This window comes from Pseudomonas sp. LP_7_YM, from assembly GCF_004364435.1.
Classification (GTDB): domain Bacteria; phylum Pseudomonadota; class Gammaproteobacteria; order Pseudomonadales; family Pseudomonadaceae; genus Aquipseudomonas.
Genome location: NZ_SOCT01000002.1, coordinates 109,855 through 125,620 on the forward strand (window position 1 = coordinate 109,855; position 15,766 = coordinate 125,620).

A 15,766-nucleotide genomic window follows, 5' to 3' on the forward strand; every position below is an offset into this window, starting at 1 on the left:
GCTTAGAGACCTGTGGCCGTGGCTTTATCGATCAGCCAGTTCAGCGACGGACCGCGATCACTGACCACTTCCACAGGCAAACCGGCCAATGTGCTGCTCAAGGTTTCATCAGGCTGGATCTGCACACGAATGTCGGAAGACAGATCCGCAGGGCTCAGGGCCGTGGCGCTGACGATCTTGCCGCTGTGCGTGGCGTTTTCACCGGCCACCTGGAAGTTGACGCGGGCACCTGGCTGCACATCGGAGAACTGGCGATAGGTGAAGCGAGCCTCGACATTGGCAGGAGCGTTGCGCGGGATCATCTGGAAGATCACCTGACCTTTGCTGGCGTATTGACCGTCGGCGACCAGTTGCTTGCCGATGATGCAGTCGCAGGGGCTGGTCATGGTTCCGGCCAGTTGGCGACCGAACAGTTCTTCGATCTTCGCCGGCTGCATTTCGTCCGGGTCCAGGTTGCCCTTGAGCATGTCCAGCATGCTGGTGTTGAACGTGGCCAGTGGCGCGCCCTTGGCGACCTGGCCATTGGGACCGACGAGACTGGTCAGGGTGCCTTCGCGCGGCATCGTCACATCCATGCTCGGTACGCTGACCAGACCGGAAGTGGAGTGGCTGACGAAGTACATGCCGTAGACGGATTTGGCGACGAAACCGAAGGCCACCAGGCCGACGACGAAGATACCGGCGCTGAAGGTGACCGCACGCAGGCGACCGAATGCACTCTGCCCGCTACCGCTGTCCTTGACCTTGCGCGCCTTGGTGAAGTTGTCGCGCTGAAGGGTCGCGAGCACCTCGCCCATGCTGACGATATCGCCGGACAGGTGCGAGGTGATCAGGTGGCGCAGGGTGGCGATGTCCTGAGCGTCCAGGTGCTGGTACTGGCAACCGACGCGACCGGTGGAGGAATCCACGGTGCGAACCTGCAGGTCAACGTCCATCGCCAGGCCAAGGTTGTCGATCAGGAACTGCAGTCGGCCCTTGATGATTTCACCGACGACAGGCCGCTGGTTGCTCGGTGCGACATAACTCAGACCACCGGCAGACAGATCTTCTACGCGCACCAGTGGAGCGTTCGGTTGGCCATTGAGCAGGCGCAGCTTGGCTGGGATCTTGACCCGGGCGTGCTGACGCTGGGCTTCGGATTCATGGACGACGTTTGCATTCACGGCTGTATTCATGGCGATAATTCCTGATTAATCGAGTTGATCCATATGCGCGGTCAGAGCCCTGTTCAGAACCCTTTTCATACCAGCGTCAGCAGCACGGCAACGAAGATGCTGCCAGCCGAGAAAGTCATGGTTCGAGACGACCAGGTGTTGAACCAACCCTGGAAGCTGGCCATGTCGCGGCTCAGTTTTGTGTCCTGGCGGGTCCAGGACTGGCGGTCGAGGCGGAAGAAGACGTAGATCTTCATCAGCGCGCCGACGATCTGGTTGTAATAAAGAATCACGGGGTAGGCCGGACCGATGCTGTGCCCAGAGCAGGACAGCAGCAGCGTCAGGATCAGGCGCGTGATACCGATCCACAGCAGGTAGGCCAGCAGCACACCCATGCCTAATTTGAGGCTGGCGAGTATCGCGACCGTCAGGCCCAGGATCGAGGTCCACATCGACACGCGCTGGTCGAACAGCACGATGCTGGTGAACACCCCAAGGCGACGAACGCCCAGACCCAGTGCACGGGAGTTTTGGCGCAGATTGTTGCCGTACCAGCGATACATCAGCTTGCGGCTGGCCTTGAGAAAGCTCTTCTCTGGCGGATGCTCGACGGTGTTGATGGCTGCATCCGGCACATAGAACGTGTCGTAACCCAGACGCATCAGGCTGAACCAGCTGGACTTGTCGTCGCCGGTGAGAAACTTGAACCGGCCCAGACGCCAGTGCTGTAACGAATCGCTTTCCACGTCGGCGATGAAGTCGGGGTCGGTGACCACGGTGGCGCGGAACACCGACATGCGGCCGGTCATGGTCAGGACGCGCTTGGACAGGGCCATGGAGCACATGTTGATGTGGCGCTGGGCGAAGCGCAGCTTGTGCCACTCGCTCATGATGTAGCCGCCGCGTACTTCACAGAACTCGTTGGTGGTCAGGCCGCCGACGTTACCGAACAACTGGAACCACGGAACGGTTTTGTTCACCACGCCTTGGGCCAGAACGGTGTCGCCATCGATCACGGCAACCACGGCGCGGTCATCCGGCATGTGACGCGAGATGGCGCGGAAACCGAAGGCCAGACCGTCACGTTTGCCAGTGCCGGCAATACGTACGAAGTCCAGAGTGACGTGCTCGGGCGGGTTGTATTTGGCCCACAGCGCCTTGACCAGCAATTCGTCGGACATTTCCACCAGCGAGCAGACCACGGTAGTCGGGTAACCGCAGGCGATCGCCTCCTCGATGACCGAGCTGTAGACCTGAGCGGTGGTCAGCGCATCGATACGAAAGCTGGTGACCATCAGGAACACATGCGACGGATCGGCCGATTTGCCCAACTTGCGTACTTTGCGGCGCAAATGTGGATAAACGATGTAAAGAAAGATCATGCCGCGCACAAAGTGCGTTGCGCCCATCGAGTAACGCCAGATACCGACGATACCCACCAGGAAAATAAAGTCTTTGGACCGGGAGTCGAACAGCGTTGCCGGTAATGCCATGGCGATGGCAGCCAGCAAACTTAGATAAAACAGCCACCCGGCGGCTTGAAGTAAGCCGTTTTTTAGCCTTTGCATAATCCGTTTCCCTGAGTCAGTTGCAAACTCAAGCCGCAAACTTCAGCCTCAGGCCGCAAGCGAGTAAATGCTTGGAGCCCGAGGCCTGAAGATTGGAACTTGCAGCTTGTGGCTTACAGCTTGCTGCTGCGTTACCAGCAGATGCCTTCGGTCTGACCGCCTTCGATGGTAGTGCCGGTCATGAAGCCGACGAGGTCGATGACCTTCTTGCCGGCTGGTGCGTTGTTCGCCAGGGCGCGGAAACGCTCGTCACGGTTGCCAAGGATGATGACGTCGGAGCCATTGACCACGGCATCGAAGTCCGCGTTGAGCAGGGACGAAACGTGGGGGATCTTGGACTCGATGTAGTCTTTGTTCGCACCGTGCACACGGGCGTATTCGACGTTGCTGTCGTAGATGCTCAGGTCGAAACCTTTACCGATCAGCATCTCGGCCAGTTCCACCAGCGGGCTTTCACGCAGGTCGTCGGTGCCGGCCTTGAAGCTCAGACCCAGCAGGGCAACCTTGCGGGTGTCGCTTGCTGCAACGATGTCGAAGGCGTTCTGCACCTGGGACACGTTGCTGCGCATCAGAGAGTTGAGCAGCGGCGCTTCGACGTCCAGCGAGCTTGCGCGGTAGGTGAGGGCGCGGACGTCTTTGGGCAGGCAGGAGCCGCCGAATGCGAAGCCTGGGCGCATGTAGTACTGCGACAGGTTCAATGACTTGTCCTGGCAGACCACGTCCATCACTTCACGGCCGTCGACGCCGACTGCCTTGGCGATGTTGCCGATTTCGTTGGCGAAGGTGACCTTGGTCGCGTGCCAGACGTTGCAGGTGTACTTGATCATCTCGGCGACGGCGATGTCTTTGCGGATGATCGGGGCGTCGAGCTCTTCATACAGAGACTGCAGTACATCACCCGATGCTTTGTCGAATTCGCCGATGACGGTCATCGGAGGGTGATCGTAGTCTTTGATCGCGGTGCTTTCGCGCAGAAACTCAGGGTTCACTGCCACGCCGAAATCGACGCCGGCCTTTTTGCCCGAGCAGTCTTCCAGGATCGGGATGACCACGTTGGCGACGGTGCCCGGCAGAACGGTACTGCGCACGACGATGGTGTGACGAGAAGTTTTGTCACGCAGCACGAAACCGATTTCGCGGCACACGGACTCGATGAAGTCCAGTTCCAGGTCACCATTTTTCTTGCTTGGCGTGCCGACGCAGATCATCGACAGGTCGGTGGCGCGAATCGCCTCGGCGAAGTCGGTAGTGCCGCGCAACTTGCCAGTCTTGATACCTTTGTCCAGAAGCTCGCCCAGACCGGGTTCAACGATTGGCGATTTGCCCTGATTGATCAGGTCGATCTTGGCGCTGGAAATATCCACGCCGACCACATCATGACCACGCGCCGAGAGGCAACCTGCACATACTGCACCGACATAGCCCAAACCAAAGATGCTGATATGCATCGTAATCTCCTCGATGTTGACGCCATTAGTTGGCGGGATATTAAGTACTGTCTTACAACTTTCGCGCACTCGTCCGCACGGCAAGTTAATGTCGTGACGCAAGCACAGGCAGAATTTAACAGGAGCGGCCTAGTTCCTCAGGCGGGCTCGAATATTACAGATTTCATGCGTCGGGTAGCCCATCTACATGAGTTCCCGATCTGGGATATGGCATAACACTCCACCGGATGATTGTGAGTCGCTGCCGCGCCTCTGGCTCAGGGCTTTTCGCCGTGATTCAGTAAGGTCTTGCTCGTCAGTGGCTATCAGCACCCGATTGGTGCTTGCTCGATCTATTTCAACTAGCTTGGTGCATTGTCTTTTTCACGTACCACCTGGACCGGTCGGGTCTTACTACATTGATCAGTAACTTCCAGATCTATCCTTATGCCATGTAAGAGATGTCTCACAGGCTGGGCGTGAATTGTTACGGGATGTAGGAGCATGGGCTTTCACTATAAGTTCCTGCCCGCTCGTCCTCTTTTCGGGAATTTTCGATACAGGTTCGGATCCACAAATAGTTCCACTGTGATGTCACCTGTCGTTTGGCCCTTTGTATTAAGGGGTTTGAGCCTAGTTCAAGTAAGTTCAATGCCCTAGATTGGGGCTATGTGCCACCATAAAAAATATTGTTAATTTTTCGAGAAAGATCCGTTCAACTTGGGGTGATGTCTGCTTATTGACGCCAAGTGTTTGGCTTTATTGCCATTTGTCCGAGAAAAGTCGGATGCGGGAACTCGCCAAGTGTCCGAAGTTGATTTGATAGTGGAAGCGGTTTTGTACGGTGTCGCGTTTAGTCACACTACTGCAAGGGCCTATAATAGCCGCCCGGCCAGAATGGATTGATTACTGTTATACGTTGCAGCCAGGAGGAGTTACGGTGAGGCAGATCCATGAGGGAGGGTAGGCCGGCAGATACCCAGATCCCCGGCCAATGTGCAAATAGCCCATCACACTCAGAAGAACTCATTCTGTTATCCGATCACCGTTGATTCACGGTTAACGGTGTCATGGTATGGAAGGTCGTGGCCATAGGGCTTTCAGACGTCGGCTTCGTCCCGCAAGAAAATCAGCTTGTCGGTGCTGGATAGATCCTTGCTGAATCGATATCCCTGCGTGTCGAACTGTTTCAGATGCTCAGGCTTTTCGATGCGTTCGGTCATCACGAATCGGCTCATCATGCCGCGCGCTTTTTTGGCGTAGAAACTGATGATTTTATACTGCCCGTTTTTCTGGTCGCGGAATTCGGTGTCGATGACGCGGGCCTTCAACGCTGGGCGTTTAACGGCCGAGAAATATTCGTTGGAGGCGAGGTTGAGCAGGATATCGTCGCCTTGTTCGGTCAGCGCTTGGTTGAGCCATTCGCTGATCCGGTTGCCCCAGAAGGCGTACAGATCCTTGCCGCGGTCGTTGGCCAGTTTGGTGCCCATTTCCAGGCGGTACGGCTGCATCAGGTCCAGCGGGCGCAGCAGGCCGTAGAGGCCGGAGAGCATACGCAGGTGTTGCTGGGCGTAATACAGGTCGGCTTCGCCAAGGCTTTCAGCGTCCATGCCGGTGTACACGTCACCCTTGAATGCCAGAATCGCCTGCTTGGCGTTTTTCGGCGTGAAGGCCGGGTTCCAGCTGCCGAAGCGGGCGGCATTCAGGCCGGAGAGTTTGTCGGAAAGGTGCATCAATTCGCCGATCTGCATCGGGGTCAGCTCACGTAGCTGAGTGATCAGCTCCTGCGAGTGATCCAGATACTGCGGCTGAGTGAAACGTTCGATGATGGGCGGTGTTTCGAAATCGAGGGTTTTGGCTGGGGATATCACCATCAGCATGCGGTTGTCTCCTTTAATCGTGGGGGCGATTCTAGGGGTTGAGGGCCAGGGACTCCAGCTATGGAGGTGATAGGTCCCGTTGGTGGCGCTTTGATTTTCTGTGGAAGCAAGTTCGTTCGCGAAAATCGTACGGGCGATAAAGCGGTGTCGGGCCTACGGCGTCTCGCCAATGCATGCGCTCCCCCAGGTGATTGTGAGCATTCCGGCCGCGGCGCTGATCGAACGAATTCTGGAGCTGCTCAAATCCGCTATAGTGCCCCGGTTTCGGCCTCTTCATTCAAGGATTGGGAGCACTTCGTTTTGCGCATGTTGTTATTGATCGGTGCCTGCCTGCTGGGGCTCAACGCTCAGGCGGCGACCGGAGATATCGCGACGATCGATCGCAGTGTCTGGCCGGAGGTCCTTGAGACCCCGCAATTATTCGATGTGGCCTCGCGCGCAGAGATCCTGAGTTTCGCCCATCAGTTGCTGCAGAGCGAGAACCTCAGTGATATCCAGCTGGCTGATCGGCTTGGGCTGCGCCAGCTCAATATGGCGACGGTCAATCTGATTCGTACTCGCCTATGGACTCGGCTGTTCGATAACTGGAAAGCGGCCGAGCAATCCTGTGAAGCCGACGCATCCTTCTGTGTGCTGGTCGACGATGTGCCCATGCTGCGTCAGCGGGCAGCGGAGTACACCGTCGCCTATGACTCTTTCTATGCGCGCTGGGCTGCGCCTGCCGATGCCTTCAACCAGCGCTATCTGAGCGAGCTGCTGAGGATGGCCGCCCTGTTTCCGCAGACCAGCAGTGAAGTTGAGCGCTACAACTCGGACGAGCTGAGCGGCGATGAAATGCCAGACCGCAGCTTCCTGTTCAATTTCGAAAGCGGTCCGACGGTCGTGGATGGCGCCACCGACTGGCTGGCCGATTTCATGCGGCAGCAGAAGATTAACGCGACCTTCTTTGTCCTTGGCAAGAACCTGCAAGGCCGTATTGACAGTAGCTCGCCCCAGGCATTGCAGGCCCTCTACCGCCAGCAGTGTGTCGGGGTGCAGGGCTGGGAATATCGATCTCACGCCCACTGGAACGACTGGCAGAACTCCATCGAGCGCACCACGGCCCTGGCGCAGCAAATGTTGCCGGATGATTTTGTCCCGCTGTTTCGTCCACCTTACGGACACCGTCGGGCTGACAGCGCACAGTTCTTCCGCGATCAGCAACTGCGTGTCTCACTGTGGAATATCGATTCTCAGGACGGGACCGGACGCATCAGCGCTGAACAGACCGCGCACCGGGTGCTGACCCTGATGCTGCTCTGGCGTCGAGGCAACATCGTTTTCCATGACACCACCGACAGGGCGCAACAGGCGGTTCCATGGCTGATGGCCAACACCTCGCAGAGCGGTATTTCATGGGAAGACTGTCATGTCTATCCGCAGCAACTGCCTGGCGATGCCGATCAGGACGAGCCCAGGGATGAGGACAACGATGAGGCGGCCAAAGAGCAGCCCGCCGATCAGACGCAGCCGTCCGTTGATCAGGCTCAAATGCCCGGAAATCAAGGGGAAGAAGGAAAGTAGAAAGCAGGATCGGTCAGAATTTACGAAGGATTCTCGCCGCCCCGGCTTTCGACTGTAAACGCGTGACAAGCATCCGCCAAGGGCTATTCGTCATGCTGTTAAATAAACTTTGAATTCCAATCAAAACGCTTTTTCATGTCATGGGTTTGCGGTATTACGACAACAGACCGCCGAACCCTGCAACACAGGTGGCGTCCCCAGACCCCACTTTGCGCAATTCTCTCCTGCCTTAAGGGGAGTGTTGGCGGCCTTTTCGTGGCGCAGCATCGCTGTGTGTTGCGTTATCTGGCTTCTACAAAGGTGAGCAGAGTATGGATGACCACGGACGCACCCCTTCCTCTAACCAGCCAATCCTTTATGTGCTCGATACCAACGTTCTGATTCACGATCCAAACGCACTGCTGAATTTCGAAGAACACCACGTCGCAATCCCCATGACCGTTCTGGAAGAACTGGACAAGCTTAAAGCGGGCAAGCACTCGGTCGCCGCGGAATGCCGCCAGGCTATCCGGCTGATCGACAAGACACTGGGCGAAGCGACCCCGGAGGAGGTCGAACAAGGCGTACCGATCGATCGCGGTACAGGCGTTTTCAAGGGTTACCTGTCCATCCTGATGAGCAAGCGTGAAGAGCCCAACAGTCTTCTGCCCGAACACCTGAACGACAACATCATCATCAATCAATTGATCGACCTGCACGCGCGCCAAAAGGAAGTGCGCATTGTGCTGGTCACCAAAGACATCAACATGCGCCTCAAGGCACGCGCCTGCGGCATCGAGGCCGAGGATTACAGCACCGACCAATTGGTCGATGACGTGTCGATGCTGTCGCGCGGCTACCACACCATGACCGGTTCTTTCTGGGACCGCGTAAGCAAGGTCGACACCCGCCAGGACCATGGCCGTACCTGGCATAAAGTACAGATGGCCGAGCAAATCCCGGCGGTTCACCTCAACGAGTTCATCATCGACGAGCAGGGTTTTGTCGGTTGGGTCAAGGGTGTCAAACCCGATGAATTGCTGCTGCTGGACATGCATCAGGAGCCGCTGCTGCATCAGGAGGCCTGGGGCCTGAAACCTCGCGATATCTATCAGGGGCTGGCGTTGTTCGCGCTGCTCGATCCGGATATTCATCTGGTCAACCTGTCTGGCGCTGCAGGCTCGGGCAAGACCATTCTCGCGCTGGCCGCTGCCATCGAGCAGACCATGGTCAGTAAGCGCTACCGCCGCATCATCGCGACCCGCAGCGTGCAAGGGCTCGACCAGGAGATCGGCTTCCTGCCCGGCACCGAGGCGGAGAAGATGGAGCCGTGGCTGGGCGCGATCACCGACAACCTGGAAGCGCTGCACATGGACGATGAAAACACCCATGGCAGTGTCGATTACATCCTCAGCAAGGTGCCGTTGCAGTTCAAATCACTCAACTACATTCGAGGCCGCAGTTTCCAGCAAAGTCTGATCCTGATCGACGAATGCCAGAACCTCACGCCGCACCAGATGAAAACCATCATCACCCGTGCCGGCGCCGGTTCCAAAGTGGTCTGCCTGGGTAACCTGGCGCAGATCGATACCCCCTACCTGTCGGCCACCAGTTCGGGCCTCACCTACCTGACGGAGCGCTTCAAGGACTTCCCCAATGGCGTGCACATCACCCTGCAAGGGGTTCCACGCTCGATCCTGGCCGAGTACGCGGAGAGCCATCTTTAAGTAAAAGCGTCGAGTGCCAAGCTGCAGGCTTGAAGCGATGGTCCGGCGAACGGCTGTAGCTTTTGGCTTGTAGCTTGCTGTTGTAACTCCCTACAATCGTGGCTCCTGTCCAGGAGTCATCCCGTGCTCACTCATCTCGATTCCCAAGGTCGCGCCAACATGGTCGACGTCACTGAAAAAACCGTGACGTCCCGTGAAGCCGTGGCCGAAGCGCGCGTGCGCATGCTTCCCGAAACCCTGCAAATGATCGCCGCCGGTGGCCATCCGAAAGGCGATGTGTTCGCCGTGGCACGGATCGCCGGGATTCAGGCTGCGAAAAAAACCAGCGATTTGATCCCGCTTTGCCATCCGCTGATGCTGACCAGCGTCAGGGTCGAGCTCAATGCCGAGGGCACCGACACCGTACACATCGTGGCCCGCTGCCGACTTTCCGGGCAGACCGGCGTGGAAATGGAAGCGCTCACCGCCGCCAGCGTCGCGGCGCTGACCATTTACGACATGTGCAAGGCGGTGGACCGCGGTATCGTCATCGAGCACGTGCGGTTGCTGGAAAAAATCGGCGGCAAGAGCGGGCATTTCGTGGCTGACGACAAGGCAGGTGGCCAGTGACTATTCATGTTCAGGTTCAATTCTTCGCCCGCTTTCGCGAAACCCTGGGCACTGAAAGCGAAAACCTCGAAGGCAGCTTCGCCACGGTCGATGCCGTGCGCCAGCATCTGCTGCAGCGCGGCGGTGTGTGGGAAGTGCTGAGCGAGCAGAGCATCATGTGCGCCCGCAATCAGGCACTCTGCTCACTGGACGAGCCGGTCGAGCCCGGTGACGAAGTGGCGTTCTTTCCGACCGTGACCGGAGGCTGAGCATGGCCGTTCGTGTGCAGGCCGCAGCGTTCGACCCGGGCGCCGAAGTCAATGCGATGCATAACGCTAACGTGGGTGTCGGAGCGGTGGTGAGCTTTGTCGGGTACGTTCGGGACTTCAATGATGGCCGGGAAGTGTCGGGCATGTTTCTGGAGCACTACCCGGGGATGACCGAAAAGGCGCTGACCAGGATCGTCGACGAAGCACAGCAACGCTGGCCTTTGTTAAAGATCGAGGTACTGCATCGTGTAGGCGCACTTGAGCCGGGAGAGCCGATTGTCTTTGTCGCGGTTGCCAGCGCTCATCGGCAGGCGGCATTCGAGGCCTGCGATTTCGTGATGGATTATCTGAAGACCCGTGCGCCGTTCTGGAAGAAAGAAAACACATCCGATGGGCCACGTTGGGTCGAAGGGCGGGACAGCGATCATCAGGCAGCCGATCGCTGGAAATAATGGCGGTTTGGTCTGTTGCGCCGAACGCATAACACGGTGGGAGCGAATTCATTCGCGATAGGTCGATACAGCCGATAAGTATTTCCCGGCAGATCCACCCCATCGCCAATGAATCGCTCCCACAGGTTGGATTCAGCAGCGTATTTGGAGCCTGAGCAGGATCACTCCGCAGCAGGCTGCTCTTTGGGCTGACGCACCACGGCCCGCAACAGCTCGGTCGGCGGCATTTCGCAGCTGATCTTGCGGCCCAGTTTCTCCTCGATCGAAGGCAGCTGATACGAGTCGTCTTCGCCCGCAAAGCTGATCGACACGCCGTCCGCGCCAGCGCGACCGGTGCGGCCAATGCGGTGCACGTAGTCGTCCGGCACTTCCGGCAGGGTGAAGTTGATCACGTGACTGATGCCATCGATGTGAATGCCGCGACCGGCAACATCCGTTGCCACCAACACACGAATCTTGCCTTCGCGAAAGCCCTCCAGGGTCTTGATGCGCTTATGCTGCGGGACATCGCCGGATAACTGCGCAGCGTTGACGCCATCGCGCACCAGGCGCTCTTCGATGCGGCGCACTTCATCCTTGCGGTTGGCAAACACCATCACCCGCGACCAGCCGTTGTCGTTGATCAGGTTGAACAGCAGCTTGTATTTGTCCGCCGCCGCCACGGCATAGATGTGCTGTTCGACATTGTCGCTGGCCACGTTCTCGGACTCGATCTCGACGATCGCAGGGTCAGTGGTCCACTGCTTGGCCAGGTTCATCACGTCCTCGGTGAACGTCGCCGAGAACAGCAGCGTCTGACGCTCCCCTTTGTGCGGAGTCTGACGGATGATCGAGCGCACTTGAGGGATGAAACCCATGTCCAGCATGCGGTCTGCTTCGTCCAGTACCATCACCTCGACCATGTCCAGGTGCACTTCGCCGCGCTGGTTGAAGTCCAGCAAACGGCCGGGGGTGGCTACCAGGATGTCGCAGTGACGGGCTTCGAGCTGCTTGAGCTGTTTGTCGAAATCCATGCCGCCGACGAACGTCATGACGTTGAGGTCGGTGTATTTGGTCAACGCCTCAGCATCCTTGGCGATCTGCACCACCAGTTCACGGGTCGGCGCAATAATCAGCGCACGGGGTTCGCCCATGTAGCGCTCTTTCGGCGGCGGAGTCTGGGTCAGCTGGGTGATGATCGAAATCAGAAACGCGGCGGTCTTACCAGTGCCGGTTTGCGCGCGGCCGATCGCATCCTTGCCCTTGAGGGTGAAGCCCAATACGCCTGCCTGAATGGGCGTGCAATACGGAAAGCCCAGGTCCTGAATGGCGTGCATAAGCTCTGGCGCCAGCGGGAAATCATGGAAGCGGGTCTTGCCTTCCGCAGGCTCGACCGCGAACTCATCAACGGTCCAGGGCGCTATGACGGGCTTGGGCGCGCGTTCGCGGCGTGGGCGTTCGGCCCTTGGGCGTGACGGTGCAGGCTGGCTGAGGGGTTCTGGTTCTGCTGCGGGCGCAACAGGGGTGATGGTTTCCCGGTAAGAGCTTTCGGCCGGACTCTTGGAAAGGGGGAGAGGAGCAGCTGGCGCGAGCGGCTCAGCCTCGCTTTTACCGAACATTTTTTTAAGTGCTTTGAGCACGGTCATCTCATCGATTGATTAAGGAATGTACGCCGGGCAGTGTAAAGCAAGAACCCGGCGCGGCGTAGTGCCCTACCAAATCCGCCAGACAAAGGAAAGGGGCAAATCAGCTGCTCAACGCAGCCGATCCCCGAGCCAGACGCCTATGTCGGCAATTTCCTGCGGTAACACTTCGTGGCCCATTGGGTACTCCTGCCATGTGGCGGTGACGCCCTGGGCTTTCAGGTGTTCGTAAGCGGTGCGCCCCATGGCGTTCTGTACCACTTCGTCGTAATGCCCATGCAAGCAATACACCGGAATGCGCTGCTGACTGGCCGAAAGGCTCATTTCATCGCTGAACGACGGTGCGTAGGTGGAGAGCGCGAGCACGCCGCCCAAAGGACCCTGCCAGCGCAGAAAAGCGGTATGCAGCACGACCGCGCCGCCTTGTGAGAAGCCTGCGAGAAAAATTCTGGCAGGGTCAATGCCACTGTCCCGCTGCGCTTCGATCAGCGAAAGAATGCGCTGGGCCGAGCCTTCCAGTTGATCACTATCAATGGCACGGGCCGGACTCATGGCCTTGATGTCGTACCAGCTTGGCATCTCATAGCCGCCGTTGATGGTGACGGCGCGGGTCGCAGCCTGGGGGAGAATGAAGCGCGTGCTGAGCAGCGACTGCTGCAACGCTTCGGCAACGGGCAGGAAGTCGTAACGGTCTGCCCCGAGGCCGTGCAGCCATATAACGCAGGCGTCAGCCGCTTTTTCAGGCTCGATGATCAAGGGTTCAGTCATGTGCGCTCCATTTGTGTGCGACCGCTCCAGCGGCGTGCTTCAGAGCGGTGCGAAGACTTGGTCGGGGGTGAAAGAAGATGTCGCAAGGTTACAAGTTTTGGCCTTGACCTGTCGCTAATTCGAGTTTGCCACCATGGTGGTACGGGCTTTGCTACGAATCTGTCGGAGTGAAGGCGCTCACCCCGGCGGTAACACTACTGGGCTATCAACCACGCAGCCTATTGTTACGCCGGGGCAGCACGGAGTCCATCGACAGGATCTCCGGCACGATTCGCCTTGAGCCGTGGGTTCAGGGACATCATGGGGCTTCAGTCCATTTGGCCCGAACAAGCCGATCATACGGCGACGAGACGCCAGGTGCCGGTCTCGGATTCAGGCCTTGCGTCGTCTGACCCAAAAACAAGCCAGCACGGGTCATGAATGCCTCACAAGGGTGCGACGGGCTGAAGCTCCCACACAACAAAGAGCAAACTGGAGGTTTGAATGAAGATGTTGAAATCCACCCTGGCTGTAGTGGCCGCCACGGCAGCGCTCGGTTTGACCGGTTTCGCTCAAGCAGGCACGAAACTGGATGCCATTCAGAAGAAAGGCTTCATTCAGTGCGGCGTGAGCGACGGTCTGCCAGGCTTCTCGGTACCTGATAAGGACGGCACCATCGGAGGTATCGACGCGGACTTCTGTCGTGCTGTGGCAGCTGCCGTTTTTGGCGACGCGAAAAAGGTCAAGTTCAGTCAGCTGAACGCCAAAGAGCGTTTCACCGCGCTGCAATCGGGCGAGATCGACATCCTGTCGCGTAACACCACCTGGACCAGCTCCCGCGATGCGAGCATGGGCCTTGAGTTTCCTGGCTTTGTGACCTACTACGACGGCGTTGGCTTCCTGGCCAACAGCAAGCTGGGCGTGAAAAGTGCCAAGGAACTGGACGGCGCGACGATCTGTATTCAGGCCGGTACCACTACCGAACTGAACGTGTCCGACTACTTCCGCGCCAACAACCTCAAGTACACCCCGATCACCTTCGACACCTCCGATGAAAGCGCCAAGTCGCTGGAATCCGGTCGATGCGACGTGCTCACTTCCGACAAATCGCAACTCTACGCACAACGCTCCAAGCTGGCCTCGCCGAACGACTACGTCGTCCTTCCTGAAACCATCTCCAAAGAACCGCTGGCGCCTGTTGTCGCCCGTGGCGATGACGAGTGGACCGCTATCGTTCGTTGGGTTGGCTACGCACTGCTGAACACCGAAGAAGCCGGCATTACGTCCAAAAACGTCGAATCCGAAGCCAAATCCACCAAGAACCCCGACGTAGCGCGTTTGTTGGGTGCCGACGGTGACTACGGTCCGCAGCTGAAACTGCCGAAGGACTGGGTCGTCAAGATCGTGGCTCAAGTAGGTAACTACGGCGAAATCTTCGAGAAGAACCTGGGTAAAGGCACTTCTCTGAAAATCGACCGTGGCCAGAATGCCCTGTGGACCAACGGCGGCATTCAATACGCGCCACCGGTGCGTTGATTGACCTGCGTCCGGCTGCCTGATCTGCAGCCGGGCGCTTCGTTGTATTTCTTCTGGGGCACTCCATGCAAAATCAAATCAGCGCACCCAAGCCGAGGCTAACCCTCAGCGATCCGAAAGTGCGTGCGTGGCTATTTCAGATAATCACGGTTATCGCAGTAGTCGCGATGGGTTGGTATCTGTTCGATAACACTCAAACCAACCTGCAACATCGGGGCATCACTTCAGGTTTCGGCTTCCTTGAAAACAGTGCCGGTTTCGGCATCGCGCAGCACCTGATTCCCTTCAAGGAATCGGACTCGTACGCGCGGGTTTTCCTCATCGGCTTGCTCAACACGCTGCTGGTGACGTTCATCGGCGTGATTCTCGCGACCCTGCTCGGCTTCATCGTCGGCGTGGCGCGTCTGTCCAACAACTGGATCATCAACAAGCTGGCGACGGTTTACGTCGAAGTGTTCCGTAACATTCCGCCGCTGCTGCAGATCCTGTTCTGGTATTTCGCTGTGTTCCTGACGTTACCGGGCCCACGGGCCGCGCACGGGTTCATGGGGTCGTTCTTCGTCAGCAGTCGTGGCCTGAACATGCCGGCAGCCATCGCCACCGATGCCGCCTGGCCGTTCGTGATCAGCATCGTGCTGGCGATCGTCGCCATTGTGTTCATGACCCGATGGGCGAACAAGCGCTTCGAAGCCACAGGCGTTCCGTTCCACAAGTTCTGGGCCGGTCTTGCGCTGCTCATCATGATCCCGGCGCTGTGTGCGCTGACCTTTGGGGCGCCGGTGCATTGGGAATTGCCCGAGCTCAAGGGGTTTAACTTCGTCGGCGGTTGGGTGTTGATTCCCGAGCTTTTGGCCTTGACCCTGGCATTGACGGTCTACACCGCAGCGTTCATCGCCGAAATCGTGCGTTCGGGCATCAAGTCGGTCAGCCACGGCCAGACGGAAGCTGCGCGTTCGCTGGGCCTGCGTCCGGGACCGACCCTGCGCAAGGTCATCATCCCGCAAGCCTTGCGGGTGATCATTCCGCCGTTGACCAGCCAATACCTGAACCTGGCGAAGAACTCTTCACTGGCTGCCGGTATCGGTTATCCGGAAATGGTTTCGCTGTTCGCCGGCACCGTACTGAACCAGACCGGGCAGGCCATCGAAGTCATTGCCATCACCATGAGCGTGTACCTGGCGATCAGTATCAGCATTTCCCTGCTGATGAACGCGTACAACAAGCGCATTGCGCTGATCGAGCGGTGAGGAAACG

Annotated in this window: 11 protein-coding genes and 2 pseudogenes; 7 read left to right on the forward strand and 6 right to left on the reverse strand. The window is 58.1% G+C overall.

What is annotated here, in order from left to right; genetic code table 11:
• Nucleotides 1-2: 2 nt before the first annotated feature.
• The 4 genes from EC915_RS05535 to yaaA form a co-directional block, all read right to left on the reverse strand.
• Nucleotides 3-1,175, reverse strand: a complete 1,173-nt coding sequence (locus tag EC915_RS05535; RefSeq protein ID WP_133749536.1) for a PilZ domain-containing protein — start codon at nucleotides 1,173-1,175, stop codon at nucleotides 3-5.
• A 65-nt stretch (nucleotides 1,176-1,240) separates the two neighbouring features.
• Nucleotides 1,241-2,722, reverse strand: coding sequence for a mannuronan synthase (gene alg8 / locus EC915_RS05545; protein ID WP_133749537.1), 1,482 nt, complete (start codon nucleotides 2,720-2,722; stop codon nucleotides 1,241-1,243).
• A gap of 131 nt (nucleotides 2,723-2,853) precedes the next feature.
• Entirely contained in the window at nucleotides 2,854-4,170 is a 1,317-nt protein-coding gene (locus EC915_RS05550; RefSeq protein WP_133749538.1) for a nucleotide sugar dehydrogenase, read from the reverse strand.
• A 1,079-nt stretch (nucleotides 4,171-5,249) separates the two neighbouring features.
• On the reverse strand, nucleotides 5,250-6,029 hold the full coding sequence (gene yaaA / locus EC915_RS05555) for a peroxide stress protein YaaA (protein WP_133749539.1): 780 nt from the start codon (nucleotides 6,027-6,029) through the stop codon (nucleotides 5,250-5,252).
• A 300-nt stretch (nucleotides 6,030-6,329) separates the two neighbouring features.
• Between yaaA and EC915_RS05560 the strand changes: the two are divergent.
• From EC915_RS05560 to moaE, 5 genes and pseudogenes are all read left to right on the forward strand, one after another.
• Nucleotides 6,330-7,436 (forward strand): annotated as a pseudogene (locus EC915_RS05560) (polysaccharide deacetylase family protein); the annotation flags it as partial.
• Nucleotides 7,437-7,903: 467 nt separating this feature from the next.
• Entirely contained in the window at nucleotides 7,904-9,298 is a 1,395-nt protein-coding gene (locus tag EC915_RS05565; RefSeq protein ID WP_133749540.1) for a PhoH family protein, read from the forward strand.
• A 123-nt stretch (nucleotides 9,299-9,421) separates the two neighbouring features.
• Nucleotides 9,422-9,907, forward strand: coding sequence for a cyclic pyranopterin monophosphate synthase MoaC (moaC, locus tag EC915_RS05570; RefSeq protein WP_133749541.1), 486 nt, complete (start codon nucleotides 9,422-9,424; stop codon nucleotides 9,905-9,907).
• 2 nt (nucleotides 9,908-9,909) lie between these two features.
• Complete coding sequence (locus EC915_RS05575; protein ID WP_133750148.1) at nucleotides 9,910-10,155, forward strand: MoaD/ThiS family protein; 246 nt, start codon at nucleotides 9,910-9,912, stop codon at nucleotides 10,153-10,155.
• A 2-nt stretch (nucleotides 10,156-10,157) separates the two neighbouring features.
• Complete coding sequence (gene moaE, locus EC915_RS05580) at nucleotides 10,158-10,607, forward strand: molybdopterin synthase catalytic subunit MoaE (RefSeq protein ID WP_133749542.1); 450 nt, start codon at nucleotides 10,158-10,160, stop codon at nucleotides 10,605-10,607.
• Nucleotides 10,608-10,768: 161 nt separating this feature from the next.
• Here the strand turns inward: moaE and rhlB are convergent.
• Together rhlB and EC915_RS05590 are read right to left on the reverse strand one after the other, a co-directional pair.
• A pseudogene (gene rhlB, locus EC915_RS05585) lies at nucleotides 10,769-12,061 on the reverse strand (ATP-dependent RNA helicase RhlB); the annotation flags it as partial.
• A gap of 279 nt (nucleotides 12,062-12,340) precedes the next feature.
• Nucleotides 12,341-12,997 (reverse strand): alpha/beta hydrolase, encoded by a 657-nt coding sequence (locus EC915_RS05590; RefSeq protein WP_133749544.1) that lies wholly within the window; start codon nucleotides 12,995-12,997, stop codon nucleotides 12,341-12,343.
• A 483-nt stretch (nucleotides 12,998-13,480) separates the two neighbouring features.
• On the opposite strand from EC915_RS05590, the gene EC915_RS05595 reads away from it, so the two are divergent.
• Nucleotides 13,481-14,512, forward strand: a complete 1,032-nt coding sequence (locus tag EC915_RS05595; protein ID WP_133749545.1) for an amino acid ABC transporter substrate-binding protein — start codon at nucleotides 13,481-13,483, stop codon at nucleotides 14,510-14,512.
• Between the two features lie 65 nt (nucleotides 14,513-14,577).
• Nucleotides 14,578-15,759 (forward strand): amino acid ABC transporter permease, encoded by a 1,182-nt coding sequence (locus EC915_RS05600; RefSeq protein WP_133749546.1) that lies wholly within the window; start codon nucleotides 14,578-14,580, stop codon nucleotides 15,757-15,759.
• Nucleotides 15,760-15,766 lie beyond the last annotated feature (7 nt).